Below are 25,469 nucleotides of genomic sequence, written 5' to 3'. Positions count from 1 at the left end.
AGGGTCCCTCACGGACGGATGGCCCAGAACTCCATGGCGAGCCCCGGAAAGTCGCCGGCCAGGTGCATGGCGACGCCGCCCGATTTCTCGAGCTGGCGCCACATGTCGCCGCCCTTGTCGAGTTCGAAGTAGTGGTAGCCCGCGTGGTACGGGATCTGGCGCGGCGCCACCGGCAGCGAGCGCACGACCACGCCGGGCAGCTGCAGCTGCACGAGGTCGCGGATGCGCTCGACCGAGCCGATCTTGACCTGCGTCGGAAAGCGCTGCTGCACGGCGTCGGCCGGCAGGTCGGCATGCACCGCGAGCACGAAGGCCGCGTTGCGCACCAGCACCGGGTCGGGCATGCGGCCCACGCGCACGCCGTGGCTGCGCTCTTCGAGTTCGATGGCGATGGCGCTCTGCTCGAGCACCGCCGACAGCGAACGCCGCAGCTCCTCCATCAACGGGCGGATGCTCTCGTTGAGGTTGTCGTGGTCGTACACCGGCCACACCACCGGACGGCGCGTGGGCGAGGTGTGCGTGGCCAGGTCGCAGGCCAGCTTGAGCCAGTCGACGAACAGCGTCTCGGGGTGCACCTGCACCGCCTGCTGCGCATGCCAGGTGAGCGCGAGGTAGCGGTTGACCAGCTCCAGCAGCAGGAAGTCGGAGACCTCGCTCACGCCGCCGCGCCCCGGCTGCGACAGCCGCGAGGCCAGCGCCTCGGAGCGTTGCGTGAGCAGGCCATGCAGCTCGGCCGTCATGCTGCGCAGCATCGGGTGCGCCGAGGCATCGAGCACCGGCGGGATGTAGTTGGCATCGACCACCAGCTTGTGGTCGGTGCGCCGCTCGATCACGCGCACCGCGCCGATGGCCTGCCACTCGGCCGTGAGCGACGACGCGCGCGCCAGCCGCAGGCGCGGCTTCGCCAGCTGCAGCACCGCGGGGCCGAGCGCCACCGCGTTGCCGTCGGCCACTTCGCGCTCGACCACGCCGAAGCGCGCGGCCGAGCCTTCGTCTTCCGAGAAGATCACCTCTTCGCTGCCGGGCCGGCGCAGCGGCAGTGCGAGCACGATGAGTTCGTCGGTGAGGTCGGTGGGCACGTCGAAGGGCATCGGTGCGTCTTCGAGGCCGAACGAGAACGGCGTGCCGTCGGGCAGCACGCCCGCGCCGCCGAGCAGCGACACGCGCCCGAGCGCGAAGGCATCGCGGTCGATGTCCAGGTGCAGCCATCCCCAGTAGGCACCCTGCATGCCCGCGGTGCGGCGAGTGACGTACTGCTCGACATAGCGCTCCATCTGCTGGAAGTGCTGGGGCCGCAGGTACATGCCTTCGGACCACACCACGCGATTCGCCAATGCCTGAGATTGGGCGCCCTGACCGGCTGCGCCCGCGTTGCGAACTGTCACCAAAGAACCTCCTGGAGTGCTCACACGGAGGCGGGAAATGCGCTGTACAGCGGCTCCCCGCTCGATCTTCTTTCGCGTCTGATGCTACACGGCGCCTCTTGCGTTTTGCATGCCTTTTCAGAGGCGAATGCGCCGCACTTTCGTATTAGCGCGCGTTGAAACTTAACGACTTGGTAGCAGTTCGAGGCCGCTCTTGCGCACCGCGATGCGCACGCTCTGCTCGCTCGGAGAAAACTGCCACACCTTGTAAAGATTCGTTTGTTTCGGCTCCTTCAACGGCAACACGATGCGCCACCGTGCCGCTTCCAGCTTGCGATAGCCGGCGATCACGCCGATGGCGCGCGAGTCGAGTCCGGCCTCGCGCTTGAACACGCGTTCCTCGCCGCTGCGCAAGATGGCCTGGTCCGCGTTCACGAGCTCGGTCATGAGCGTCTCGCGGTCGCGGTCCTGCAGCGCGAAGTAGTCTGCCGCTTCAAAGTTGCCGGAAGATTTCAGTTCGAAGACCTTCACGAGAATCGGTGCGGCCTGGCCGCGACCATCGGGATTCACGCCGTCGTCGATGCGCACGGTGATGGCATACGGCGTGGGCATCGACTTCGCTGTCGATGCGCAACCAGCGAGGCCTGCGAGCAACGGCGATGTGGCCAATGCGCCTTGAATCAAGGTCCGTCGATGCATGAGATCTCCCTGAAAGCTTCGCGATCTATATTATCGAAACCATGCACGCGCACGGTGTGCATTGCGTGCTGTTGCATCGTGATGCAACAGCACGCCCTCTCTCACGCATTGCCTCTCGCGAAGTAGGAGAAAAGATTGAAGTCTTGCCTGCCTGTTCTGTCTTTTGCCTTCATGCTTGCGCTGTTGAGCGGCTGCCAGAGCACCCCGGATGCATCACAGCAACCCGAACGCCTGAGCCAGCAAGTGGCACGCACCACGCTCGAACGCGCGCAGCAGGCCTACGATGCGGGCGACTACGCCAAGGCCATCTCCACGTTGAAGAGCGGCGGCGTGTCGGTGTTCGACGGGGCCGAGCCCGCGACGCGGCTGGCCGCACTCAAGCTCGAGGCCTTCAGCTACTGCGTGAACAACCAGATCGCGGAATGCCGCACGCAATTCCGCAAGCTCCTCGATGTGTTCCCGAGCTTCGACCTGAACGTCGCGGAACGCACCCACCCCGTGTGGGGCCCCGCGTTCGAGGCCGCGAAGAAGATGAAGCGCGGATGACACGCGGCCGGCCACGGCCGCGCAGTGCTCATGCCGCGACGAACATGGAGATGCCATGCGCTGGACAGTGATTGAACACGGCGGCATGCCCGTGGCCTCGGGGCCCTCGGCACTGCTCGCCGCCCCGGGCGGCACCATCGGCCGCAGCCCCGACAACCACCTCGTGCTGCCCGACGAACACCGGCAGATCTCGCGCCTGCAGGCCACCGTGCGCTTCGACGACGACGGCGCCGCCGTGGTGCGCAACATGAGTGCGGTGCTGCCGATCAGCGTGAACGGACGCACGCTGCGCCACGAAGAAGAATCGCGCGTCGCGCTGGGCGACCGCGTGACCATCGGCAGCTACGTGCTCGAAGCCGCGAGTGCAAGCCAGGCCCCACCGCCTGCGATCGCCGAGGCCCCCATCACCGAGCCGCTCACGGAACCACCGGCCGCACCGATCACCGAGCCGCCGCTGTCGCAGTTGGTGTCTGCTCCGCCTGTGGCATCGAACCTCGCATCGGCCCCGTCGATCAGCGCGCTGCTGCCCACCGCAGCACCGGCCTCCGATGTCTTTGCGGACCTGTTCGGCGAAGGCGCGCTGCCCCTGGGCGATGCACCGCCCGAGACGACGGTCGCGATGCCGACCTTCGCGCCGGCGCCGGTGAATGCGCCGGCTCCTGCGCCGCTACCTGCGCCGCTACCTGCGCCGCTACCTGCACCGCCGCCACCGTCGCTCTCTTCCACTGCTGCAGCGCCTTCCACGACCACGCAGGTCTCCGCGCAGATGCCCTCGGCCGCCGACTGGGACGCCATCCTCGCGAACGCACCGCGCCGCGCCGACGATGCGGCGGCGCCCATGCCCGACCCGCTGGCGCACGAGCCCTTCGCCCTGCCCTCGCAGGCACAGCGCAACCCCGTCGATCCGCTCGCCGGTCTGGACCCGCAGGCGACGCAGGGCCTGTCGGACCTCGCGCTCAAGCGCAGCATGGACCCGCTCTCCTTCTTCGCCGAAGACCGCGATGCGCCCTCGCCGCTGTCCGACCCGCGCCCCACGGCGCTGACGCAGGACAACCCGCTCGACGACGTGCACCCGGCCATGGACCTGATCGCACGGCCGCCGGCCGCGGCGTCGGGCCACAGCCTCGCGAACCATGCGCGCGAGATGACGTCGCAGTTCAATCCGCCGCAGCCGGTGACAGTCACGCCATCGGTCGCCGTGCCGGAGCCTGTGGAAGAGGCTGCGCCTGTTGAAGAGAAACCTGTCATTGCCGCGGCGCCGGAGATTCCCGTCGCACCGGCGGTGCCTGAAGAAGCGCCGCCCGCCTTGCCCGTCGCTGCAGTCCCTGCACCAGCGCCGACCTCATCACGCGCCCCCTCCTCCGGCGACGACCTGTTCAAGGCGTTCCTCGAAGGCGCCGGCGTGCCCGAGATCGCGGGCCAGCAGCCGCTCGATGCCGAGGCGATGCGCCACCTCGGCCGGCTGATGCGCGCCTTCACCGACGGCACCATCGAGCTGCTGTCGTCGCGCGCGATGCTCAAGCGCGAGGTGCGCGCCGAGATCACCATGATCGTGGACGAAGAGAACAACCCCTTCAAGATTTTGCCCAACGGCCGCGCCGTGCTGATGCAGATGTTCGGCGCGCGCATGCCCGGCTTTCTCACGCCCGAGGCCGCCGTGCACGATGCGCTGGGCGACCTGCAGTCGCACCAGCTCGGCATGGTCGCCGGCATGCGCGCCGCGCTGCTCACGCTGCTGCACCGCTTCGACCCGGGCGGTCTCGACAAGGCCACGCCGCACGACGGCGGACTCGGCGAGAAGTTTCTACCCGGCGGACGCGAGGCGCGGCTGTGGCGCCAGCTGAAGCAGTTGCACGCCAGCACCACCGCCGCCGTCGAGGACGACTTCCAGGCCGTCTTCGGCCGCGCCTTCCAGCAGGCCTACGACCGCGAGATGGAACGCTTGAAGGAGGCGCGCCGTGCTTGAAGCCACCCACGCCTTCGCCGTGCCCATCTCGACCTCGCAGTTCTCGTGCGTGGGCGAACGCAGCGGCAACCAGGACGCCATCGGTTATCACCTGGACGAACGCAACGCCTGCTTCGTCGTGAGCGACGGCGTCGGTGGCCACGCGGGCGGCGAGCTGGCCTCGCGCATCGTGGTCGACACCGCGCTCAACACCTTTGTCGACCACCCGTCCGTCGCGGCCGAAGACATCCGCCATGCGGTGAAGGAGGCCAACGACGCCGTGCTCGCCAAGCAGCGCGAGCTGGCCGACCAGAACCGCATGAGCGCGACCATCGTCTCTCTGTTCGTCGACCGCGCCACCGGCGAGGCCTGCTGGGCCCACGTCGGCGACAGTCGCCTCTACTGGTTCCGCCGCGGCGCGCTGATGCAGCGCACCGAAGACCACAGCCTGTCGGAACGCTCAGGCGAAGCCGCCGCGGGCCAGGGCGCGAATGGTGGCGAGCGCCTGGTGAAGAGCAACCTGCTGTACCGCGCCCTCGGCGCGCGCGCGACGGCGGAGACCTCGGTGTCGACACCGCAGCGGCTGGCCGATGGCGATGCGTTCCTTCTGTGCACCGACGGGCTCTGGCAGCTGATCTCGCAGCAGGTGATGGAGCGATCGTTGCAACTGGCCGACAGCGCGGAAGAGTGGCTCGCGCTGCTGCGCCGCGCGGCCGAGGCCAAGGCCGACAAGTCGCGCGACAACTACTCAGCGCTGGCGGTGTGGGTGGGGTCGCCGCAGCAGGTGACGCTGGCGGGGACGGCGGCCTGACCCTCCGTCAGGCCGCGGCCGAAGCGCTTCAGAACTTGAAGTTGAAGAACTTGAAGTGCAGGCCGGGGATGCACTCGAAGCCGATGATGTTCATGCGGTTCTGAACCGCCAGGCTGGTCAGCCGCGTGGCCGGCCCGCCGCGCAGCAGCAGGGTGAACGAGCCCGTGATGTGCCGCTGCATCTGCATGAATACCTGCGAGATGATGCCGCCCAGCACCCCCGGCTGGTCGAGCAGTGTGATGGGCGTCTTGGCGAAGAGGTTGTGCATCGGACCGCCGTACAGCAGGATGTGCCAGCACGCCGGAATGGTCATCGGCCGCAGGCCGAGGTTGAAGAACGGGAACGGGAACGGCATCTTGCAGACGTCCGGGAACGCCAGTGCGCCGCCCATCCATTGGTGTGTCGCCAACATCGTGTTTTCTCCTTGGGTTTGTTGTGGGGTGGGATGCGTCTGTTTCAGCCCATGTGGATCTGCCCGGCGTCGACCTTCATCAGTTCCTTGCCGGTGATCACCACGTGCTTGCCGTGGACGATGGCGGTCTCCTGCGCGCGCAGGTCGAGGTGGCCGACGCGCACCTGCTCGACGCCGTCGACGAAGCGCAGTGCGTTGCGCGCGATCTGCATCACGCGCTCGGCCACCGACTCGAACACCTGGCCGACCAGGCGCAGCCGGCCGACCGTGGCATCGAGCGCCTGCCCGGTGTAGCGCATCTCGCGCACGTCGCACTGCGCCTGTTGCGCGTCGAGCGCCCATTGCGCGCCCTGCATCTGCAGCGTCGCCGCGCTGTGAAGGCGCAGGTCCGCGGCGCTTTCGATCGAGATCGCCCCCGCGGGCGCCGCCAGGCGCAGATCGCCGGGCGCCTCGATGCGGCTCACCGACGCGTCAGCCTGCTCGATGACGGCCAGGAGGTAGACGCGCCGGGAGTCCGGCCCCGACAGCAGCACGGTGTCGCCCGGCTGCGGCTGCAGCAGGCAGCTGGCGGCGCGGCGGCAGTGCCAGGTGGCGCCGTCTTCGGTGTGCACCTCGAACAGCCCGTCGGCATCGACGGACACCAGCTGGCCCAGGTGCTGGACCGGCCCGGACACTTCGACCGGTGTGCGCAGTGGAACGACTGTCATGATGAATCTCCTTGTCTGATCTGCGGGAAGACCTGCGATGCGGCGCATTGCTGCATTCGCCGTCACTGAACCTTGGACCACGTCTGCGCCTTGTGCAGCTCGGGATCGCTCTCGATGAGGCCCTTGCGCCTCGAAAACCGCGCACCGTCCTCCACCGTGCGATGCACGCGCGTTCGCAGGAACTGCGCGTCGCGCAGGTCGGCATCGACGAGCTCGGCGTAGGAAAAATCGGCGTCGTGCAGGCTGGCCCCCCGGAAGCTGGCGCCCTTGCAGCGCGCCCGATGGAACACGCTCTCGTGGATGTGGGCCTCGCTGAGGTCCGCGCCTTCGAGCAGGGCTTCCACCCAGATGGCGCGATCGAAGCGTCCGCGCTGCAGGGTGGCGCCGCGCAGGTCCGCGGCCGGAAACAGCGCGTTGGGCGCATCCGCCTGCGCGAAGTTGGCCTGGCGCAGCGAGGCGCCCTTGAAGATGCACTGCACCAGGGCGGCGTTGCCGAAATCGACGTGGTCCATCCGGCTGTCGGTGAACACGCAGCGCAAGAACCGTTGCGCGGGAAAGCGCTGCTTCGTCAGGTCGCACTCGATGAACAGCGTGGTGTCGAAGCTCGCGCCCGCGAACACCGCCGTGGTCAGGTCCTGGCGATGGAAGGTGACCGAGTGCAGCGTGGAACCCGAGAAGTCGATCCCCTCCAGGCGGCACTCCGTGAAGGAAACCTGCTTGAAGTGGTCCGACCGCAGGCGGCTTTGCGTCAGCTCGCAGCGAAAGAACAGCGCGTTATCGACATGGGCTTCCAGGAAACTCGTCTGCGGCAGCGTCGATTCTGAGAAACGGGTGCCTTCGCACCGCGCACCGTCCAGCGTCGCCTGCGGCAGCCGGCAGCTGAAGAACTGCACGTTGTCGAGCGTGCTGCGCGACAGGTCCCCGCCGTCCAGGCGGCAGTGCGTCAGCACGCTGCCCTCCAGGTTGGCACCGGTGAAGCGGGCACCGCTGAAGTCGACGTGGTCGAGCATCGCGCCGGACAGGTCCAGCCCGCTCATGTCCCACCCCCGGCAGTCGGCGGTGCGGACCTGGACGCCATGGCGGATGTGGTCGAGCAGTTCATCGCGGGTCATGCGGTCGGCGCCTCGGGTCGACGCGCCGGCCATACCTTGGCATGCTTGGTGTAGGTGCCATCCATGCGCGTCGCGGGGTCGAACAGCACCTGGGACACGTCGGCGCGGAACAGGTTGGCGCGCGTGAGGTCGGCGCCGCGCAGGTCGGCCTTGGCAAGGTTCGCGTCGATCAGGTTGGCCTCGCGCAGCGACGCACCGGAAAAATTGGTGCGGATGAACAGGCTGTCGCCACCCACCATGCGGTCCAGCCGCGCATGGCTCAGGTCGCATTCCGACAGGTCGCTGTTGTCGATGCGCGCATCGCTCAGGTCGGCCTGCCGCATCGGCGTGGTCCGCAGGCCGCACTCCTTGAGAAGGGCCGAGTTGAAACGGGCCTGCGCCAGCGTGCAGCCGTGCGCGAAGCCGCTGCCTTCGAGGTGCGCGTTCGAAAAATCGACGCCGTTCGAACAGTCGGCGGTGACGAAGCCGCAGCGCTCCAGGCGCGCGCCCACGAAAGACACGTTCTGCAGGCGGCATTCGACCCAGGTCACCTGGTCGAAGCTCGCACCGTCGAAGCGCAGGTCTTCCAGCTTCAGGCGCAGCACGACCATCTGCTGCCAGTGCGAGCGGCTGAGGTCGCAGCGCTGCAGCGTCGCTTCGCCCAGTTGCGTCAGCTCGAAGCGCATGCCCACCATGCGGCAACCGTCGAAGCGCGTCTTGTCGCAACTGGCTTCCCGCAGCTCGGCCCCGTCGAAGACGGTCTGCTCGCAGCGGGCACTGCCCAGGTTTGTCTTGACGAGCTTCGCGCGCGCCATCGAGGCCTGGCTCAGGTCGGCCCGCACCAGCACGGCCTGCGAGAAATCGCAGTCGTCGAGCTGCGCGCCGCGCAGGTTCGTGTCCTGCAGCACGGCCTCCACGAAGCGTGCGCCGCGCAGGTCCATGCCGGACAGGTCGACGCCAGTGAGGTTGAGCCGCGAGAAGTCGCGCTGCGCCGGGTCCACGGCTTCGAGCCGCCGGCGCCACTTGGCAGAACGGAACGAGGGCGCCGGTGGCCGGGGACTCGACAGGTGGGCCGAATAAAGACCGGCCTGCTGCCGCAACGCCGACGCGGTGTCGGAAGGTGGCGGCACGGGCAGCACCAGCGCATCGTCCTTCCCGTCGCCGTCATCTTCCTCTGCCAGGGACGGCCCTGCGCCCAGCGCATCGAGGGCGAACACACCGGAGGCGTCCGCCTGCCTGGCGAACGCCTCCATCTTTGCCTTGGCGTCGCGGCCCTGCGCCTCCATCCGCTCCAGGTGCTCGACCAGGTCATCGACGTGCGGCGGAGGTTCCGGCGAGGCCAGCGCGGGCTGGTGTACTTCCGGGTCCAGGCCGCGTGCGCGCAGCTCTTCGCGCCGCCGCTCGTGATCGCGCTGCTGCCCCGCGCGCAGGTTGCGCACGAGCGGTTCGTTGACCGATGCCGGAAAGGTGTCGGCCCAGTCGCTCAGCACCTCCGGGGGCGCCAGGTCCTTGTCGCGCATCGCGTGCAGGCCGCCGCGTTCGGGTTCCGAGCGCAGCTTGAGCACCGACTCGTAGTGCGCCAGGGTGCGCGGCGTGTCGTCCATGCGCTCCAGCGCTGCCATGCCCAGCGGCACGTCGGCCGCGTCGTCCTGCGTGACCGGGAACACGCCGTGCCAGATCAGCACCATCCGTTCGAGGTGCGGAAAGAACCAGACCGTGCTCAGGCGCAGCGGCACCTCGCGCAGCGCGGGGCCGCTAGGCGTGTGCTGCACGAAACAGCGGGCCTGCCAGCGCGGCAGCTGCCCGCGCAGCACCGGAATGTCCGGATGCATGTTCCAGAGTTCGTAGGCCGCGCCGGTGGGCACTTCCTGCAGGCCTTCCCAGCGCTGATCGGCCGGTGCCGCGTTGAAGTGGCGCCAGTCGGCGTCCTTGGCCAGACCCGGGTAGTCGTTCTCCAGCCATGCCTGGCCGTACTGCGTGCCCATCAGCGACGCGCGCTGCGGCCAGTCGGGCGGGATCGCGCCGAAGCCGGCAGGCGGCACGGCCTGCTTCGGCGACGTGGGCTGCCGGCCCGGCGTCTCGATGTGCGCGAGCCGCGTGGCGCGCACGCCGTTGACGAGCTCCTCGACCGTCCCCATGCCCAGCGGGTTTTCCGGCACGCCAGGGCCGCCGTAGGCATGCCGCCAATCGAGCGGCATCTTCTCGAAAGGCTGCGGCGCCGTGGCCCGGCGGTCGAGCCAGTAGCGGTCGCCGTGGACCGTGAGGGTTTTCTGCAGCCCGGCGATCTGCAGCTTCACCGCGCAACTGGTCTTGTCCTGCTGGTGGCTCGTGTAGGCGTAGCCGCTGACCAGCACCTCGGGCACCAGCTTGGACACGCCCAGGTCCAGCACCGCGCCGGGGCCGATGAGTTCGGCCGTGCTTTTCCACAGCTCCTGCTCCAGCACCAGATGCGGGTTGTCGCCCAGGGTGCTCATGGCCATCACCGCGACCCCGAGGTGGTCGCTGCGCTGCCAGCGGTACGGATGCGTGAGCATGCTCAGGTGGATCGGCTTCACGGTCCTCAAGAGGCGGCTCCTTCGTCGATGCGCGGATCGGATTGGCTCACCCAGGCGACTTCCTTGCCGCCACGGCTGCCGCGATGCAGCAGCACTTCGCGGCCGCGCGCGTAGCCCGCCATGTCGATCATGTCGACGGCCTGCTCCACCTGTGCGCGGCGTCGCTCGCCACCCGGCCCGTCGAACTCGACGACAAGCCGGATGACGTACTGGTTCAGCACCATCGTGTTGTCCGAGCTGGCTTCGACGATGCGCGCCGGCCGCGTGTCATGGGGTTCGGGCTTGCGGGACACCCAGAAGTGCACGCCCACGCACAGCAGTATCGTCAGCACGATCCCGCCGCCGACCACGGCCCCGAGCGTGAGATTCGCCGCCGTGGACGTCCCGGCGATGCGTGGAAAGATCAGGCCGACCAGCAGCAGCGCCGCGATCGACGCGACGCACACCAGCAGCGTGATCCGGCGGGCCGTCATCACCAGTACGTGTACAGCGAGGAGGTCTCGTTGCGCCAGACGGCCCCGCCGAAGGCAAGCACGTCGAGCGCGATGTTGACACCCGACATGTTGAGCTTGGCGACCTTGATGTCCACCAGCGCCGTGGCGTAGTTGAAGGCGAGGACATAGGTCGACGAGATGTTGAAAGGCGCGGTGATGTCCAGCACGGTCGTCGCTTCCGTCCGAATCTCCGGCGCCTTCGAATGCACCTTGGTGTCGGACGAGGACTTGATCAGGTCCTTGGCGTGGGTCGTGACGTATTCGCCAGCCTCCGTGTTCACGCCTTTCTTGTACCTCACCTCGTTCTGGTTGGAGCTGTGGGTGATCTTGTCGGCTTCGACCAGCCAGTTCTTCCCCGGCGCCCTGAAGGTGATGTCCCCGCCTTCGGTTTCCACGGTGTAGTTGCCCTTGATGTTCGCCTTGTAGAAGCCGCCCGTCTTCAGGGTCGCGAACATGGCGACGTCCACCTCCCACCGGCCTTTGGTGGTCTTGAGAATCTTGCGGCCCACGGTCTCGGTGTGCGTTTCGGTGACCGTGAGGTCCTTCGTCCCGGTGACCGTTTCATTCAGGTGGGGTTTGATGAACCGGTCTTCGCCCGTGTCCACCGTGTCGTGCCGCTTGCCGGTCACGTGGATGGTCTGGTTGCCGATGACATCGACCTGCTGGTTGCCGCCATCCACCTTGATGAACTGGTCACCCCCGTTGACGGTGATCTTCTGCGGCCCACCTTTGTTCACCGTCAGGGTGTGCGGGCCGTTGATGGTCTCGTCCAGCGAAGTGTCGCCCGTGTACTTGTCGGCCCCGTCGATGAAGGTGGTGCGCTCGCCCTCCACCGTGTGCGTCTCGTTGTTCTCCACCTCGATCGTCAGATCCTTCTGCGCATGGATCTTGATCGACTCGCACCCCGGGTCATCGTCGATGATGAAGTGGTTGGCCAGCTCGCCGTCGCCCTTGATCGTGCGGCTGATGAACCCGCTGACCGTCGCCTTGGCAGGAAGCTCCAGCGGCGGCATCTGGTCGGCGTTGTAGACGCGCCCGATGATGATCGGCCGGTCGGGGCAGCCGGCGATGAAATCGACGATCACCTCCTGCCCCACGCGCGGATGGTTCACCGCGCCGAAGTTGGAGCCGGCCCACGCGCTGGACACGCGCACCCAGCACGAGCTGTCTTCGTTGCGCTGGCCGTAGCGGTCCCAGCGGAACTGCACTTTCACGCGGCCGTACTTGTCGATCCAGATGTCCTCGCCGGGCGGGCCGACCACGGTGGCGGTCTGCGGGCCCTGGGTGCTCGGCACGCGCGTGATGCGGCGCGCGCGGAAGGGGAACGAGGTGGGTTGCACGCCGAAGTGAAAGCTGTACTCGCCCGGCATGCCGCCGCTGGCGTAGCCGCCTTCGCGCAGGCTGTACATCACCGAGACGACGAGGTACTCGCGGTTGTCCTCGTTGCGCGGTGCGTTCTGCATGGTGAAGCGGTAGCCGGGCGCCATGCCGCGCACGTTGGTGTGGCCGGTGTCGACCTCGGCCTGGGCCTGCGCTTCCTCGAGGCGGATGCGCGCGTAGTGCTCGCCCTGCCCCGCGTCGCTGTAGCCGCCCATCCACTCGTACATCTCGTAGCGGCCGTGGTCGTTGCCGCGCGGCTGGCTGCGCGTGTTGAGCAGGTCGGCCCTGGGCTTCTTGAAGTCGAAGTCGTCGACCACGTAGGTGCCGGGACGGATCTCCTCGGTCACCTCCCACTGGTCGATCACTTCGCGGCCGGGGTCGGTGGCGCGGTCGCTCGCGAGGTAGCCGATCTTCGGATAGCCGGGCAGCGTCTCGTGCGCGCTCATGTCGTCGGCCAGCACCAGCGTGTGCTGGTTCTTGTCGTGCTTGAAGTAGTAGTAGATGCCCTCGTGCTCCATGAGGCGGCTCACGAAGGCGAAGTCGGTCTCCTGGTACTGCACGCAGTACTCCCACTGGCGGTACGAGGCACTGAGCTTCTTCTCGAAGGCGAAGCCGTACTCGCCCAGCACGTCTTCAAGAATCTCGACCACCGACTTGTTCTGGAAGATCTTGCAGTCGCTGGTGCGCGTGAGGTACCACAGCCACGGCCGCACCGAGGCGCGGTACACGGTGTAGCGCGAGGAGCCGCCCTCGCGCCCGATCATGGTGAAGCGCGTGATCTGGCCGTTGAGGTAGCGCGGCGTGCCGCTCAGGGTCTGGATCTCCAGCGCGAGCGGCTTGCCGAGCAGGCCCTTCATGTCGACCGAGGTGTTCGGGCTCAGCAGGTCGACCTCGAACTCGAACAGCTGCGACAGCCCTTCGCTGCCGTGCATCGAGCGGAACAGCAGCTGTTCTTCTCCGAGCGGGGTGTGGGCTTTGACGACTCTGTCCATGCGGCTCTCCCTTGTGTCTACGCGGGGCGTTCTGAAAACTCGTACTGGAAGTCGTCGCCCACCGCGCCCAGCTGCACGCCGGCGAGCTTGCGCGCACTGACGGTGGCGCCGATGACTTCCTCGCTCAGCCGGGGCAGGATGGTGTGCGTGAGGATCGCGTCGATCATCCGGCCACCCGACTCTATGGCCGTGCAGCGGCGTGCGACAAGCGCGACAGCGCTGTCGTTGTAAGCCAATGCAATGCCGTGGTTGGCCTGCAGGCGCGCCGCGATGCGGTCCAGCTGCAGGCGAATGATCCGGTGCAGCGCATCGGCCTGCAGCGGGTAGTAAGGCACGACCACCAGCCGCCCGAGCAGCGCGGGCGCGAACACCTTCAGCAGCGGCTCGCGCAGCGCGGCGGCCAGCGGCTCGGGGTCGGGGCGAAGGGTCGGGTCTTCGCACAGCTGCATGACGAGGTCGGTGCCGACGTTCGACGTCATGATGATCACGGTGTTGCGAAAATCGATGTGGCGGCCTTCGCCGTCTTCCATCCAGCCCTTGTCGAAGACCTGGAAGAAGATCTCGTGCACGTCGGGGTGCGCCTTCTCGATCTCGTCGAGCAGCACCACGCTGTAGGGCCGGCGGCGCACGGCCTCGGTGAGCACGCCGCCTTCGCCATAGCCCACGTAGCCGGGCGGCGCGCCCTTGAGCGTGGAGACGGTGTGCGACTCCTGGAACTCGCTCATGTTGATGGTGACGAGGTTCTGCTCGCCGCCGTACAGCGCCTCCGACAGCGCAAGCGCGGTCTCGGTCTTGCCCACGCCCGAGGGGCCGCACAGCAAAAACACGCCGACGGGCTTGTTGGGGTTGTCCAGCCGCGCACGCGCGGTGCGGATGCGCCGCGAGATGGTCTCCAGCGCATCGGGCTGCGCGACCACGCGGGCCGACAAAATCTCGCCCAGGCGCAGCACCGACTGCGCGTCATCGCGCACCATGCGGCCGATGGGAATGCCGGTCCAGTCGGCGACCACGGTGGCTACGGCTTGCGCATCGACGGCCGCGAGGATGAGCGGTGTCTCGCCTTGCAGCTTCACGAGCTGGTCTTGCGCCTCGTCGAGTTCGGCGCGGATGGCTTCGGGTGTTCGCTCGGGCTCGGCGGGCGGTTCTTCTTCGCGGTCATCTTCCGCTTCAGATTGCACCGGCACCGCCGCAGGCGACAGCAGCTTGCGCAGCGCGACGATGCGCTCGACCAGCGCCGCCTCTTCCACGCGCCGCTGCTCCAGCAATTCAAGTTCAGCCTGCGCGGCAGCCACCTGCGCCGCGATGTCTTCCACGCGCTGGTGCTCGCCGACCCCGATCGCCGCCTCGCGCCCCGCGATGCCGGACTCGATGCCCAGCACCTCGATGCGCCGCTTCAAATCTTCGAGCGCCGCAGGCAGCGCATGCTGGCTCAGCGCCACGCGCGCACACGCGGTGTCGAGCAGGCTCACGGCCTTGTCGGGCAACTGGCGCGCGGGAATGTAGCGGTGCGACAGGCTCACGGCCGCTTCGAGTGCGGCGTCGAGGATGAGCACGCCGTGGTGTTTTTCCAGCTCGTCCGAGATGCCGCGCAGCATGATCACGGCCTTGGGCTCGGTGGGCTCGTGCACCTGGATGGTCTGGAAGCGCCGCGTGAGCGCCGGGTCTTTCTCGATGTACTTCTTGTACTCCGACCACGTCGTGGCACCGATGGTGCGCAGCCGGCCGCGCGCGAGCGCGGGCTTGAGCAGGTTGGCCGCATCGCCGGTGCCGGCGGTGCCGCCCGCACCCACCAGCGTGTGCACCTCGTCGACGAACAGCACGATGGGCTTGGGGCTTTTCTCGACCTCGTCGATCACCTGGCGCAAGCGCTGTTCGAACTCGCCCTTCACGCCCGCGCCGGCCTGCAGCAGCGTGGGGTCGAGCACCCACAGCGACACGTCCTTCAGCGAAGGCGGCACGTCACCCGCGGCCAGGCGCGAGGCCAGGCCTTCGACCACGGCCGTCTTGCCGACGCCGGCCTCGCCGGTGAGCAGCGGGTTGTTCTGGCGCCGGCGCATGAGGATGTCGACGATCTGGCGGATCTCGTCGTCGCGGCCGTACACGGGGTCGAGCTCGCCGGCGCGCGCCTTGGCCGTGAGGTCGCTCGCGTACTTGGCCAGGGCCGAGCCGCCGGCGGCGGGTGCATCGCCCTGGTGCTGCGCCACCGGTGCGCCACCGCCCGCCTCCGACGCGGCGTCGTAATCGTCTTCCGGCGAGCCTTCGGTCCACGCCGCAAGCTGCGCAACCAGCACGTCGGGCACGAGCTTGTCGAACTCGCGCGAGATGCCCGAGAGCACCTGGCGCAGGCCCGGCGTCTTCACGATGCCGGCGAGCAGGTAGGCGCCGCGGATCGAGGTGGCTTCGAAGCGAAGGCTGGCATAGACCCACGCGCGCTCGACCGCGTTGTCGACGTGCTCGGAGATGTCGCTGATCGACGTGGCGCCGTGCGGCAGCCGGTCGAGCGCGCGCACGAGGTCCTGCTCGACCGCATCGAGGTTGAGCCCCGCGCGCTTGATGATGCGCAGCAGGTCGCTGTCCTGCAGCTGCAGGATCTGGTGCAGCCAGTGCACGAGCTCCACGTAGGCATTGCCGCGCAGCTTGGCGAAGGCAGTGGCGGTCTCCAATGCCTTGTAGAGCATCGGATTCAGTTTCGAAAAAAGAGAGACGCGGCGGATGTCGGTCATGAGGAAGCCGGTGCGTTGCGGGAAAAGAGCGCCTCGGGCTGGAACACCATGTCGCCGGCGTCGGTGTCGGACAGGCGGGTGCCGAGCCAGCTGCCCCAGCCCAGGCGCTGGTCGCTGCTCAGCCGCATGCCGCGCGCCTCGGGCTTGCTGAGCACCAGCCGCAGCTCCCAGGCGAATTCGATGCCGACGTACTGGCGCACCCAGTCGACCACCTGCTGCAGCCGCGGGCTGCCCGGCAGGAACTCGCGGAACTGCTGCTGCGACAGCGGGCCGAGTTCGAGCCTGAACTTGCCCTGCGCGTCGCGCACCGCCAGGCCGATGGTGGCGCCGCTGCCCAGCCGGTGGTTGCGCCCGAGCAGGCCGATGCGGCTGACCTGGCGCTCGTCGATGTGCACCCAGTCGCTCACGAACTCGACCACGCGCACGGGCACGTCGAAGTACAGGCGAAGAATCTGAATCAGCCCTTCGGGGTTGCGCGTCTGGCGCACCAGGTGCCCCGCCATGTGGGTGCGCGCATGGTCGGCGATGCGGTCGCGCGCCTTCAGGCCGGGCTGCCCCATGTTCATGAGGCTGGCCACGTAGTCGACAAAGCGGTGGCCGTCGGTGCGGTCCAGGCTGTTGACCGACTGCGCGTCGGCCCAGGCGCGGTAGAACAGCAGGATCAGCCGGTGATGGAACAGGTCGGCGAACGCGCTCAGCGTGTTGTCGGCGTGGTGGCGCTTGCGCTCGCGTGCGTACTCGGTCAGGTGCAGCGGCAGCGGACCGTTGGGACCGAACAGGCCGAAGCCGTAGATCGAGATGCGCGGCGCGCCGTCTTCGTCGACCTCGACGCCCGACACGTTCGACGGCGCAAAGGCCATCGAGGGCTCCTGCCCCAGCCGCAGCGGCTCGTCGCGCGGGCGCGGCGCGCGGCCCAGCAGCGGATGGTCGCCCTGCGCGTCGAGCCGGCGCAGCAGCATGAACAGGTCGTGCTCGAAGGGCTGCTCGACGAGCCGGGCCCACAGCGCGGGGTCGGCCTCGGGCACGCCGCGACGCGGCGCGGACTTCGCCTTGGTGTGGGTGGGGCTGCGCACATCGCCGGCCGCCTCGTCGCGCGCCTCGGCCTCTGCCGGCAGCACCTGCAGCATGGTGTCGTCGGTGAGGCCGGTCGTGCTCATACGGTGGGGCGGCGTCCCACGCGCGGGGTCCAGCGCGCGATCTCACCGCGCTGCAGGCTGGACAGCGCGAACTCGGTGAAGGCGTTGAGCGACACGTGCCGGCTGAAGAACTGCTCCAGCACGGCGCCGAACAGGTACGGGCTCGCGCCCGAGAACGCGACCTCGTCGATCTGCAGCGCAATCTCCACGCCGCGCCCGAACACGATCGGCCCCGGCTCGGGCAGGCGACGGAACACCGGCGCCAGCGCCATCGAGCGCACGCCCTGGATCTGCCGGCGCACGGCCGGGTCGGCGAGGTTGCCGTACAGGTCGAGCACCTCGCGCAGCGCGGCGGCGCCCTGCGTGGCATCGACGTCGGTCAGGCTCAGGTAGTTCAGGCCCAGGTGGCTGATGAGGCGCCAGGTGAGCGCGCCTTCGGCCAGCGCCGGGTACGGCCGCGACGGGCCGCGCAGGATGCGCACGCCGCGCACCGGCGCCGACACGCGCAGCGTGAAGTCCGATTCGAGCCCGGTGGGCAGCAGCAACGGCAGGTCGCGGTTGGTGCACAGCGCGTCGATGGTGATGTGGCGCAGGCTGTGCGGAAACGGCGCGTCGTGCTGGTCGACCAGCGACACGTACACCTCGCTGCCGGTGTAGCTGGTGCGCGTGCCCTGCGCGCGTGCGCGGTCGGACACCAGGCGCGGTTCGCGGCGCAGCGAGAAGTAGGCGCCGAAGTCGCCGTCGTCGGACGCGAACGAGCCCAGGAAGGGCCGGAACTCGCGCTCTTCGGAGCCGTTGGCCATGTGGCCCGTGACGCGCTCCACGGTGAAGATCTCGAAGTCGCGCGGGCGCGTGCGGTCGATCACCGCGTGGTGCTCGTGCTGGCCCGGCCCGACCGGGATGCGGTCGCTGCGGCGCGGCACGAGGTTGATGATGGGCGTGCAGAACAGCGAGAAGTGCCTGGCATCGACCAGCCGCTCCAGATCGGCGTCGGCGCGGTCGAGCAGGATCACGATCTCCATCGTGGTGCCGCCGATGGCCGAGGCCGCCGCGCGCAGGTGCTTCACGCTGAAGAAGAGGTAGCGCTCGGGAAAGGCGAAGTACTCGTGCAGCAGGCGGTAACCCTGGAACGAGCGCGCGTCGTAGGGCAGCAGCGACTGCTCGGGGTCGAAGCCCTCGTGGCGGATCGCCTCATCGCCCAGCGGCACGATGCGCGCCGTGCTGCCGGGGCCGGCGCGGCACACGGTCGCCACGCTGTGGTGCGCCACCAGTTCGAGCACGCGCAGCGCGTGCAGCTCCGCGCCCGAGAGAAAGAACTCGAGCCGATCCAGCGGCATCTCCGAAAAGCGCGCGCCGCCCACCGCCTCGAGCTTGATGGTGATGGCACTCTTCGCCTGACGCGCCGCCATCGGCAGCGCATGCGCGATCTCGGCCGGCACGGGCCCCAGGCTGGCCTCCGCGATCTTGATGGGCCACAGCGTGACGGCATGGCCCGTGCGGAACTCGCAGGCCGTCTGCTCGCCCTTGATCATGCGACCGCGCAGGAGCGTGTGGCGCGGCAGCTCGTAGCCCGCCTTCAGCGAGCCCTCGTTGAGGTTGCCGTCGATCTGCACCACGGCCATCGCGGGCAGCGGCGCGAGGAAGTTGGGGTACACCACCTCGAGCAGACGCTGCGAGAAGCGCGGAAACTCCGCGTCCATCTTGAGCTGGATGCGCGCCGTGAGAAAGCTGAAGCCTTCGAGCAGGCGCTCCACGTACGGGTCGCTGACCTCGATGCCGCGCATGCCCAGCCGGCCCGCGATCTTGGGGTAGCGCTGCGCGAACTCGGCCCCGAGCTCGTGCATGTAGGTGAGTTCGCGGTTGTAGTAGTCGAGCAGCTTGGCGTCCATCACAGCCCTCCTGTCGGCCGCAGCACCATGTGCCCGCTTTCAAGGTCCAGCTCCGAACGCAGGATGAATTCGATCGGGTACGGCACCGACCACAGCGTGCCGCGGATCTCCAGCGCGAGCAGGTTGTGGTGCTCCAGGTCGGTCGCATCGGTCACGCAGCGCACGTCGATGCTGTCCTTCATGATGCGCGGCTCGAAGTCGATGATGGCCGCGCGGATGGCCGCTTCGACGTCGGCGAAGTCGACCTCCGACATGCGCCCGCCGGCCCAGCCGCGCACGCCGTAGTTCACCACCGAGCCGCGCGCGCGCGGCATGCCGTTGATGCGGTGGTCGGCACCGAAGTTGGTGGTGTTGAGCAGCCACTGCAGGTCGCGCAGCACCGAGTCGCGCAGCAGCTTGCCGCTCATGAGGAAGGCGCCCGCGCGCTCCTGGCCGTTCTGCGGCGCCTTGTCGGTGAGGCGGTCCAGCAGCACGGGCTGCAGGCGGTCGCGCGCGACGCTTTCCTGGGCGTCGCCGTCGATGTCGGTAGTGACGGCGGGCGTCATGCAGCCACGCCTTCCGTCGCTGGGGCGAACTCGATGCGCCGCAGGTCGAGCAGCGAGTGGTCGCCGGCCTCGCTGATCAGCGTGCGCTGGCCAATGCCCGCGAACTGGTCGTCGCCCGCGAGCGGTTGCCAGTCGGTGCGGCGGCCCAGCGCGGTCTCGTCGTCCAGGCTGTCGAGCGCGCCCGGGTAGCGCACGGGCACGAGGCCGTTGAGGCCGCGGCCGTCGTGCAGCTCGATCTCGGCCGGCGCCCACAGCAGGTCGACCAGGTGCTGCGGGCGCGAGAACTTGATGCGGCGCACCGCCGGCAGCGGCAGCCACGCGTAGCCCGAGGGCGTGAACAGTTCGAGCACGGCGCCGATGCGCGCGTCGCCGTCGCACAGCCAGGCGAAGTCGCTGTGCGCCGCGGGCTCACCGTCGAGCGCCTGCACGGCCCGCGCGTCGGAGCGGTCGACGGTGGTCAGCGTGCCCTGCAGCGCGGGCGCTGCGTCGCGCGCGGCCTCGCGCAGCGCGGCGGCCTCGTCGGCACGTTCGGCGGGCAACACGGCGGCGCCGAGCAGCTGCTCGACCCAGTCGGCATTGCCCGAGACGATGGCCGGCGTGCGTCCGCCGCTGGCCCAGAAGTCGCTGCGCTCGCGCTCGCCCCGCAGGGCCATCGCACAGGTAACGCTGGCCGGCGTGAACGTGGGGTCGAGCTTCGTGGCGAGCTTGAGCTGGTCTTCGGCCCGCTGCCATTCGCCGCGCAGCGCGAGGAAGTGGCACAGGGCAAGGCGCAGGCCGGCATTCTGGGGACTGGCGCGGATCTGCCGCTGTACCCATTCGGTGTGCTCGGCCACGGAGCGCTCGCCCAGCACTGCAAACCCATCGCCCATGAAACTTCCCCGTTGACTGGCTGAAAGGTGAAAGGCGGCGCGCCGCGAAGGGGCGCCGCAGGAGACAGACAAACGGCTGTGGACCGCCGGCGGGGGCTGCATGGCCCTGAAGGCCACGGCCCCGCCGCGCAACAAGGAAATCAGGCTTCCTTGTTTTCCTTGATGTTCCAGCCCAGCACCGTCTCGGCGCCCTTGCCGCCCTTGTCGGTCTGTTCCCAGTACTGCTGTTTCACCTTCGCGGCCTGGAAGGCGTACTGCACGAGCACCGCATCGCCGCCCTGCTCGGCCGTGTACTGCACCGAGGTGACGAGCACCTCTTCGAGCGTGACGCGCGTGTACTCGATCTGCGAGCCGCCGGCCTTGCACACGGCCACTTCGACCTTGCTCAGGTGCTTGCCGCTCGCGCAGTTCTTCAGCACCGAAGGCGCCGCCTTATCGATGCGCGCGAGCACCTGCAGGTCGTTGAAGCTGGCCTTGCCCACGCCGCCGCCACCGCCGCTGACCATGTTGCCAGGCTGCGTCGCTCCCCATGCAAACGACTTGATGTCGGTCCAGTCCTTGTGGTTGGAGTCCTTGGACTCGCCGTTTGCACCCTCGACGCGCATGAACATGTCTACTGCCATGATTGACCCCCAAAAGTTATCGATGAATTGCCCGGTAGCGGGACAGTGGAATTAGCTGCTGTCCTTCTTGTTGGACGGCAACTTCGAAACCAGCCGCAACGACACCGTCAGCCCCTCGAGCTGGTAGTGCGGCCGGAGAAAAAACTTGGCGGCGTAGTAGCCGGGGTTGTCCTCGATGGCTTCCACCTGGACCTCGGCCGCCGCCAGCGGCTTCATCGCCTTCGTGTCCTGCGACGAGGTGCCGGGGCTGCCGTCGACGTAGTTCATGATCCAGTCGTTGAGCCAGCGCTCCATGTCCTCGCGCTCGCGGAACGAGCCGATCTTGTCGCGCACGATGCACTTCAGGTAGTGCGCGAAGCGGCAGCACGCAAACAGGTACGGCAGGCGCGCCGCCAGGTTGGCGTTGGCCGTGGCATCGGCGTCGTAGTACTCGGCCGGTTGCTGCAGCGACTGCGCACCGATGAAGGCCGCGAAGTCGGAGTTCTTGCGGTGCACCAGCGGCATGAAGCCGTTCTTGGCGAGCTCGGCCTCGCGCCGGTCGCTGATGGCGATCTCGGTCGGGCACTTCATGTCCACGCCGCCGTCGTCGGTGGGGAAGGTGTGGGTGGGCAGGTTCTCGACCGCGCCGCCCGACTCCACGCCGCGGATCGAGGTGCACCAGCCGAACTGCTTGAACGAGCGGTTGATGTTCACGCCCATCGCATAGGCCGAGTTGGCCCAGGTGTAGCGCGTGTGCAGCGCCGAATCGGTTTCTTCCTCGAACTCGAACTCGTCGACCGGGTTGGTGCGCGCACCGTAGGGCAGGCGCGCCAGGAAGCGCGGCATGGCCAGGCCGATGTAGCGCGCGTCTTCCGAATCGCGCAGCGAGCGCCACGCGGTGTGCTCGGTGTTCTGGAAGATCTTGGTGAGGTCACGCGGGTTCGACAGCTCCTGCCACGAGTCCATCTGCATCACGGTGGGCGAGGCGCCGGCGATGAAGGGGCAGTGCGCGGCGGCGGCGATCTTGGCCATCTCGCCGAGCATCTCGACGTCGGGCGGGCTGTGGTCGAAGTGGAAGTCGCCGATCAGCGCGCCGAAGGGCTCGCCGCCGAACTGGCCGTACTCGGCCTCGTAGATCTTCTTGAACATCGGGCTCTGGTCCCAGCCGATGCCCTTGTGGCGCTTGAGCGAGCGCGCCACTTCGCGCTTGGATGCGCACATGACGCGGATCTTCAGCTGCTCGTCGGTCTCGGTGTTGTTCACGAGGTAGTGCAGGCCGCGCCATGCACCTTCGAGCTGCTGGAAGTCTTCGTGGTGCAGGATCTGGTTGATCTGCTCCGACAGCTTGCGGTCGATCTCCGTGATGATGGCCTGCACGCTGCGGTAAGCGTCGTTCGAGATGGTGACGGTGTTCTCGAGCGCCTGCACGGCCAGCGTCTTGACGGCGTTCTCCACCGCCTCGCGCGCCTGCTCGGTCTTGGGCTTGAACTCGCGCTGCAGGAGGTCGGAGAACTCGTTGGGCTCGAGCGCTTCGACGGTGGCGGTGCGGGCGCGGGCGCCTTGCTGGGATGCGGTGCTCATGGTGCGGTCCTGTCGTCGGCTTGCTTGGCTGCTGCGGCATCGGCGGCCGCCTGCGCGACCGCGGGGTTGGGCGCGGACGCCAGCGACTTGAGCAGCGCCGGGTTCTGCAGCGCCTGCGCGATGAGTTGCTCGGCGCCGTTCTTGCCGTCCATGTACGAGAGCAGGTTCGACAGCTCGGTGCGCGCCTCGAGCAGCTGCTGCAGCGCGTCGACCTGGCGCGCAATGCGCGCGGGCGAGAAGTCGTCCATGCTGTCGAAGGTGATGTCCACGTTCATCTGGCCTTCGCCGGTGAGCGTGTTGGGCACCTGGAACGCGACGCGCGGCTTGATGGACTTCATGCGCTCGTCGAAGTTGTCGATGTCCACCGCCATGAACTCGCGCTCCGCGAGATCGGGCATGGGGTCGGTCTGCTTGCCCGCGAGGTCGGCGATGACGCCCATCACGAAAGGCAGCTGGATCTTGCGTTCGCTGCCGTAGATCTCGACGTCGTACTCGATCTGCACGCGCGGCGCCCGGTTGCGCGCGATGAACTTCTGACCACTGTTCCTGACACGGTTGTCTGCCATAAGCGTCCTCTTGAAACTGAATGCATGGGTCGTACCGGTCGACCGGTGCCGGCGCGTTGTTCCTGCTCGCCGGCAGCAACGGCCGCTAGGGCAATGCGGCGTCGCCGTTCAACGGGCGGCCGGCAAGGCTTTCTATCTTTTGCAATCCCTCGGGCACGAGCTCTTCGATGATCTGGAAGAAGTTGAGGTCCATCAGTCGCTGGGCCCTGCGGATCAGCATGGGTGCCGGATGGCTCGGTTCCGTTCGTTCCAGGAACTCGCACGCTTTTTCCAACAACACTTGCACATCTTCACGAGCCGATATTTCAATCTCTTGAATTCGCAGCGGACGCACTGCAGCCTGCGTGGCCGCTGCAACATGCGCTGCGGGTACGTGCACGTGCGCCGCACCGCTTGTGTCTTCTGCACGGCCTACTGCCGACGCCTGCGGCACTTCGCTGTGCGGCTGCTCCGGCAGCAACTGGCCCACGGTGCGCAGCGACCGTTCGAGCCTTGAAAAATCGGGCGCCCAACTCTGGCCCAGCGCGCGCTCGCAGGTCTCTCGGATGCGCTGCAGCAGTGCCAAAGCCTCACGCAGGGCCACGACCGGCGCCGCGGCCTTGTCGTGTGCGCGGCGTGCGGCCTCGCGCAGGCGGCCGACGCCGCCGGGGTAGTCCACCTGGTCGCTCTTGCTCGAATCGAGCAGCGCCTCGACCTGCCGCAGGCTCATCGCCGTGCCACCGTCTTCGAGCAGCCGCGCATCGCGCACGCTGCGTCCGAGCCCTTCGGCTTCGGCCAGTGCGGCCAGCGCATTCATGCGCGGCAGCGGGTCTTCGTTCGTGCCATCGACGACGCGCGGATGCACGTCGTTCCAGAAAGTCTGCAGCACCGCATCGACCTGGCGCAGCCCGTCGACATAGCCTGGCAGGCCGCGGCTTTCGGTCCACGCGAGCGTGAGCGGCACCAGCACGCGCAGGTCACGCGTGCGCACGCACAACTGTCGTGCGATGCGGTCTACACGCGCCCAGTCGGGCGGCTCGGCGGGAATGATGGTGTCGCCGAACTGCTGCTCGCGCTTGCCCGTGGCCGCCTGTTGGAGCGCCATGAAATCGGCGTCGTATTCCAGATCTTCACCACAGGGAAGCGGGCCCTCGACGGGCGTCTGCAACAGATCGATCTCATTCGGCAGCAACCACGACTCCCTTGATTTATCCACTCGCGATGGTAGTCATCTTGAGGGTAAGAAGATGCATGGTCAACCGCAACAGAATGCAAAGTGCAGCCTCTGAATTCCAAAGGAGTACATCTGCTTTTAAAGTGCAGAAGTACGGGCTACAGCAGCCGACGCGACGCGAGGTTGCGCATCAACGCACCGAGGCCGAAAGACCACCGCGGCGCCTGGTCTGCATGCACGACGCGGTTGTTCAACGCACCCAATTCAGGGGCCGCGATGCGCACATGGTCGCCCACGACATGCGTGAATCCTTGCCCCGGTCCGTGACGGTCTTGTGTCGGCGCGAACATCGTGCCCAGAAACAACATGAAACCGTCTGGGTAGGCGTGGTGGCGGTTGAGTGTCTGTGCCACGAGGTCGAGCGGATCGCGGCTGATCTTCGACAGCGAGCTCGACCCTTCGAGCGTGAAGCCCTCGGGGCCCGTCACGTTCAACGCGACCGTGATGCGCCGCACATCGGCGATGCCGAAGTGCGCATCGAACAGACGGATGAACGGGCCGATGGCGCACGAGGCGTTGTTGTCCTTGGCCTTGCCCAGCAGCAGTGCGCTGCGGCCTTCGAAGTCGCGCAGGTTGACGTCGTTGCCGAGCGCGGCGCCGAGCACCTCGCCGCGGCTGTTCACTGCGAGCACGACCTCGGGCTCGGGGTTGTTCCAGGCCGAGTCCGCGTGGATGCCCACGTCGGCGCCCGTGCCCACGGCCGCGAGCACCGGGGCCTTGGTGAAGACCTCGGCGTCGGGGCCGATGCCCACCTCGAGGTACTGCGACCACATGCCTTGCGCGATGAGCACGTCCTTCACCTTCATGGCTTCGGGCGAGCCGGGCACGATGTCGGCGAGGTTGTCGCCCAGCACATCGCCGATGGCCGCGCGCGTGGCTTCGGCGCGCGAGGCATCGCCGCGTGCCTGTTCTTCGATCACGCGTTCGAGCAGGCTCGCCACGAAGGTCACGCCGCTGGCCTTCACGACCTGCAGGTCGCAAGGAGCGAGCAGCCAGGCCTGGTTGTTGTCGCGCGTGCTTTCGTCGCTGTTGGCGAGCACGGCATCGAGCGCGGCGATGCGTGGCGCGGTGCCACTCTGCAATGCAGCGCGCACGGCTTCGGCCGGCGAGCCCTGGCCTTCGAGCAGGTCGCTCATGGTGGGCGCGAGCTTTGACAGGTCGTGCAAGCCATCGCCCTGCACGGCCACCAGCACCGGGCCCACGCCGGGTTGCCAGAGACGGCCGACAAGGGTGGCGCGCTCGGCGTCGCGGGGCAGGCTGGAAGCGGTCGAAAGGTCCAAAGGCATGGTGGGGTGTCTCCGTGAATAAGGTCTGCGCGCCATCGTAGCCGCGGGCCCGCGGCCACGCCC

General features: G+C 68.1%; 21 protein-coding genes. 3 read left to right on the top strand and 18 right to left on the bottom strand.

Annotated features, from left to right (window positions below; all coding sequences use genetic code 11):
* Positions 1–8: 8 nt before the first annotated feature.
* Both tssK and tssJ read right to left on the bottom strand, forming a co-directional pair.
* Positions 9–1,304: a type VI secretion system baseplate subunit TssK gene (gene tssK / locus AC07SQ_RS14090; protein WP_235926916.1), complete on the bottom strand. Its 1,296-nt coding sequence runs from the start codon at positions 1,302–1,304 to the stop codon at positions 9–11.
* Between the two features lie 243 nt (positions 1,305–1,547).
* Entirely contained in the window at positions 1,548–2,063 is a 516-nt protein-coding gene (gene tssJ / locus AC07SQ_RS14085) for a type VI secretion system lipoprotein TssJ (protein WP_495273201.1), read from the bottom strand.
* 171 nt (positions 2,064–2,234) lie between these two features.
* On the opposite strand from tssJ, the gene AC07SQ_RS14080 reads away from it, so the two are divergent.
* From AC07SQ_RS14080 to AC07SQ_RS14070, 3 genes are read left to right on the top strand one after another with little or no spacing between them, the layout of a single operon-like run.
* Positions 2,235–2,609, top strand: a complete 375-nt coding sequence (locus AC07SQ_RS14080) for a TssQ family T6SS-associated lipoprotein (protein WP_223301458.1) — start codon at positions 2,235–2,237, stop codon at positions 2,607–2,609.
* A 55-nt stretch (positions 2,610–2,664) separates the two neighbouring features.
* On the top strand, positions 2,665–4,575 hold the full coding sequence (gene tagH, locus AC07SQ_RS14075) for a type VI secretion system-associated FHA domain protein TagH (RefSeq protein WP_495273200.1): 1,911 nt from the start codon (positions 2,665–2,667) through the stop codon (positions 4,573–4,575).
* Entirely contained in the window at positions 4,568–5,365 is a 798-nt protein-coding gene (locus tag AC07SQ_RS14070) for a PP2C family protein-serine/threonine phosphatase (RefSeq protein WP_354345221.1), read from the top strand. Before tagH ends, AC07SQ_RS14070 begins: the two co-directional genes overlap by 8 nt.
* Positions 5,366–5,393: 28 nt before the next feature.
* On the opposite strand, the gene AC07SQ_RS14065 is transcribed toward AC07SQ_RS14070, so the two are convergent.
* The 16 genes from AC07SQ_RS14065 to AC07SQ_RS13990 all read right to left on the bottom strand — a co-directional run bounded on the left by AC07SQ_RS14065 (position 5,394) and on the right by AC07SQ_RS13990 (position 25,406).
* Positions 5,394–5,777: a DUF4150 domain-containing protein gene (locus tag AC07SQ_RS14065; RefSeq protein WP_095743173.1), complete on the bottom strand. Its 384-nt coding sequence runs from the start codon at positions 5,775–5,777 to the stop codon at positions 5,394–5,396.
* 44 nt (positions 5,778–5,821) lie between these two features.
* Positions 5,822–6,484 carry a DUF3540 domain-containing protein gene (locus AC07SQ_RS14060; protein ID WP_095743172.1) on the bottom strand — a complete coding sequence of 221 codons (663 nt, stop codon included), beginning with the start codon at positions 6,482–6,484 and terminating at the stop codon, positions 5,822–5,824.
* A 62-nt stretch (positions 6,485–6,546) separates the two neighbouring features.
* A complete protein-coding gene (locus tag AC07SQ_RS14055; RefSeq protein WP_495273199.1) occupies positions 6,547–7,596 on the bottom strand; it encodes a pentapeptide repeat-containing protein in 1,050 nt (349 codons plus the stop codon).
* Entirely contained in the window at positions 7,593–10,130 is a 2,538-nt protein-coding gene (locus AC07SQ_RS14050) for a DUF2169 family type VI secretion system accessory protein (protein WP_495273265.1), read from the bottom strand. The genes AC07SQ_RS14055 and AC07SQ_RS14050 overlap by 4 nt, the downstream gene beginning before the upstream one ends.
* A 5-nt stretch (positions 10,131–10,135) precedes the next feature.
* The gene (locus AC07SQ_RS14045; RefSeq protein ID WP_495273198.1) at positions 10,136–10,603 is read right to left on the bottom strand and encodes a hypothetical protein; all 468 of its coding nucleotides are present in this window, start codon (positions 10,601–10,603) and stop codon (positions 10,136–10,138) included.
* Positions 10,603–12,996 (bottom strand): type VI secretion system Vgr family protein, encoded by a 2,394-nt coding sequence (locus tag AC07SQ_RS14040; RefSeq protein ID WP_139703408.1) that lies wholly within the window; start codon positions 12,994–12,996, stop codon positions 10,603–10,605. The genes AC07SQ_RS14045 and AC07SQ_RS14040 overlap by 1 nt, the downstream gene beginning before the upstream one ends.
* 17 nt (positions 12,997–13,013) lie before the next feature.
* Positions 13,014–15,719: a type VI secretion system ATPase TssH gene (tssH, locus tag AC07SQ_RS14035; protein WP_495273197.1), complete on the bottom strand. Its 2,706-nt coding sequence runs from the start codon at positions 15,717–15,719 to the stop codon at positions 13,014–13,016.
* Positions 15,716–16,876 carry a type VI secretion system baseplate subunit TssG gene (tssG, locus tag AC07SQ_RS14030; RefSeq protein WP_495273196.1) on the bottom strand — a complete coding sequence of 387 codons (1,161 nt, stop codon included), beginning with the start codon at positions 16,874–16,876 and terminating at the stop codon, positions 15,716–15,718. The genes tssH and tssG overlap by 4 nt, the downstream gene beginning before the upstream one ends.
* The gene (gene tssF / locus AC07SQ_RS14025; protein WP_495273195.1) at positions 16,873–18,744 is read right to left on the bottom strand and encodes a type VI secretion system baseplate subunit TssF; all 1,872 of its coding nucleotides are present in this window, start codon (positions 18,742–18,744) and stop codon (positions 16,873–16,875) included. Before tssF ends, tssG begins: the two co-directional genes overlap by 4 nt.
* The gene (gene tssE / locus AC07SQ_RS14020; protein ID WP_062473960.1) at positions 18,744–19,289 is read right to left on the bottom strand and encodes a type VI secretion system baseplate subunit TssE; all 546 of its coding nucleotides are present in this window, start codon (positions 19,287–19,289) and stop codon (positions 18,744–18,746) included. The genes tssF and tssE overlap by 1 nt, the downstream gene beginning before the upstream one ends.
* Positions 19,286–20,158, bottom strand: coding sequence for a type VI secretion system accessory protein TagJ (locus AC07SQ_RS14015; RefSeq protein ID WP_495273194.1), 873 nt, complete (start codon positions 20,156–20,158; stop codon positions 19,286–19,288). The genes tssE and AC07SQ_RS14015 overlap by 4 nt, the downstream gene beginning before the upstream one ends.
* A gap of 140 nt (positions 20,159–20,298) precedes the next feature.
* On the bottom strand, positions 20,299–20,781 hold the full coding sequence (locus tag AC07SQ_RS14010; RefSeq protein WP_062473964.1) for an Hcp family type VI secretion system effector: 483 nt from the start codon (positions 20,779–20,781) through the stop codon (positions 20,299–20,301).
* A gap of 51 nt (positions 20,782–20,832) precedes the next feature.
* Entirely contained in the window at positions 20,833–22,341 is a 1,509-nt protein-coding gene (tssC, locus tag AC07SQ_RS14005) for a type VI secretion system contractile sheath large subunit (RefSeq protein ID WP_056583649.1), read from the bottom strand.
* A complete protein-coding gene (tssB, locus tag AC07SQ_RS14000; RefSeq protein ID WP_062473966.1) occupies positions 22,338–22,907 on the bottom strand; it encodes a type VI secretion system contractile sheath small subunit in 570 nt (189 codons plus the stop codon). Before tssB ends, tssC begins: the two co-directional genes overlap by 4 nt.
* A gap of 85 nt (positions 22,908–22,992) precedes the next feature.
* Positions 22,993–24,078 carry a type VI secretion system protein TssA gene (tssA, locus tag AC07SQ_RS13995; protein WP_495273193.1) on the bottom strand — a complete coding sequence of 362 codons (1,086 nt, stop codon included), beginning with the start codon at positions 24,076–24,078 and terminating at the stop codon, positions 22,993–22,995.
* 140 nt (positions 24,079–24,218) lie between these two features.
* Positions 24,219–25,406, bottom strand: coding sequence for a fumarylacetoacetate hydrolase family protein (locus AC07SQ_RS13990; protein WP_495273192.1), 1,188 nt, complete (start codon positions 25,404–25,406; stop codon positions 24,219–24,221).
* Positions 25,407–25,469 lie beyond the last annotated feature (63 nt).

The organism is Variovorax sp. GW821-FHT06D12 (genome assembly GCF_059419205.1).
The sequence above is the reverse complement of the archived record's forward strand: the minus strand, read 5'-3'. Positions and strand labels throughout refer to the sequence as shown.

Excerpts from the sequence above, each read along its gene's own strand:
- AC07SQ_RS14010 (WP_062473964.1), bottom strand. The coding sequence starts at position 20,781 with ATGGCAGTAGACATGTTCATGCGCGTCGAGGGTGCAAACGGCGAGTCC.
- tssE (WP_062473960.1), bottom strand. The coding sequence starts at position 19,289 with ATGACGCCCGCCGTCACTACCGACATCGACGGCGACGCCCAGGAAAGC.
- tagH (WP_495273200.1), top strand. The coding sequence starts at position 2,665 with ATGCGCTGGACAGTGATTGAACACGGCGGCATGCCCGTGGCCTCGGGG.
- AC07SQ_RS14015 (WP_495273194.1), bottom strand. The coding sequence starts at position 20,158 with ATGGGCGATGGGTTTGCAGTGCTGGGCGAGCGCTCCGTGGCCGAGCAC.
- tssJ (WP_495273201.1), bottom strand. The coding sequence starts at position 2,063 with ATGCATCGACGGACCTTGATTCAAGGCGCATTGGCCACATCGCCGTTG.
- tssC (WP_056583649.1), bottom strand. The coding sequence starts at position 22,341 with ATGAGCACCGCATCCCAGCAAGGCGCCCGCGCCCGCACCGCCACCGTC.
- AC07SQ_RS14040 (WP_139703408.1), bottom strand. The coding sequence starts at position 12,996 with ATGGACAGAGTCGTCAAAGCCCACACCCCGCTCGGAGAAGAACAGCTG.
- AC07SQ_RS14065 (WP_095743173.1), bottom strand. The coding sequence starts at position 5,777 with ATGTTGGCGACACACCAATGGATGGGCGGCGCACTGGCGTTCCCGGAC.
- AC07SQ_RS14055 (WP_495273199.1), bottom strand. The coding sequence starts at position 7,596 with ATGACCCGCGATGAACTGCTCGACCACATCCGCCATGGCGTCCAGGTC.
- AC07SQ_RS14080 (WP_223301458.1), top strand. The coding sequence starts at position 2,235 with ATGCTTGCGCTGTTGAGCGGCTGCCAGAGCACCCCGGATGCATCACAG.
- tssB (WP_062473966.1), bottom strand. The coding sequence starts at position 22,907 with ATGGCAGACAACCGTGTCAGGAACAGTGGTCAGAAGTTCATCGCGCGC.
- tssG (WP_495273196.1), bottom strand. The coding sequence starts at position 16,876 with ATGAGCACGACCGGCCTCACCGACGACACCATGCTGCAGGTGCTGCCG.
- tssF (WP_495273195.1), bottom strand. The coding sequence starts at position 18,744 with ATGGACGCCAAGCTGCTCGACTACTACAACCGCGAACTCACCTACATG.
- tssH (WP_495273197.1), bottom strand. The coding sequence starts at position 15,719 with ATGACCGACATCCGCCGCGTCTCTCTTTTTTCGAAACTGAATCCGATG.
- tssK (WP_235926916.1), bottom strand. The coding sequence starts at position 1,304 with ATGTACCTGCGGCCCCAGCACTTCCAGCAGATGGAGCGCTATGTCGAG.
- AC07SQ_RS13990 (WP_495273192.1), bottom strand. The coding sequence starts at position 25,406 with ATGCCTTTGGACCTTTCGACCGCTTCCAGCCTGCCCCGCGACGCCGAG.
- AC07SQ_RS14060 (WP_095743172.1), bottom strand. The coding sequence starts at position 6,484 with ATGACAGTCGTTCCACTGCGCACACCGGTCGAAGTGTCCGGGCCGGTC.
- AC07SQ_RS14045 (WP_495273198.1), bottom strand. The coding sequence starts at position 10,603 with ATGACGGCCCGCCGGATCACGCTGCTGGTGTGCGTCGCGTCGATCGCG.